Consider the following 592-nt stretch of genomic DNA (forward strand, 5'->3'; position numbering starts at 1 on the left):
CAACTACTAAGGGCGTAGATGAGACAATGATTATTGTTCATCTTAAAGATAATCAAGATGGTGAATTTGCTATCACTGTTAACGGATTATCAACGGGGGCTAATCAGTTTGTTTTTGCTAATGAAACTGCTGATTTCCCTATACTGGTTAAGAATGATCAGTTAGTTAACGATAGCGCTAAAATCTGTGCTATGCGTGATGATGATAGTAGTTTTAAAAAAGAGGTGTGCGTAATTGTCAAAGCTATCTAAAGGGCTTGTAGGGCTTCTGGTAGCTCTTAGCTTTAATGCTATGGCTGATGCACCCTACATTAACAATAACACCGCTAGCAGTAGTGAGAGGGTTACAGATGGTGAAGTAAGTTGTGATACTACTCACGCTCAAGCAACTATTAACGGCGGTGTGTTTCAAGATAATAACCCTTATCATTACTATGAAGGTGAGGATAAAGGGGGATATGTTGGAATTAGTATTCCATTAGGGGGAGGGGGTAACGTAGATTGTAGTAAGTTATACAATCAAGTGTTGAAAAAGAACGAATTGAAGATTAAACAGCTTGAGCAACAAGTAGCATTATTGCAAAAGCGACAAT

General features: G+C 38.2%; 2 protein-coding genes. Both read left to right on the forward strand.

Annotated elements, in window-relative coordinates; genetic code table 11:
• A partial coding sequence (locus N1032_RS26575) for a hypothetical protein (RefSeq protein WP_259543656.1) occupies positions 1-251 on the forward strand: 251 nt, incomplete at its 5' end.
• A gap of 40 nt (positions 252-291) precedes the next feature.
• Positions 292-592, forward strand: a 301-nt coding sequence (locus N1032_RS26580; protein ID WP_259543657.1) for a hypothetical protein, incomplete at its 3' end; no start/stop codon positions are given.

Source organism: Herbiconiux daphne (genome assembly GCF_024979295.1).
GTDB classification, from domain to species: Bacteria; Actinomycetota; Actinomycetes; order Actinomycetales; family Microbacteriaceae; genus Herbiconiux; species Herbiconiux daphnes.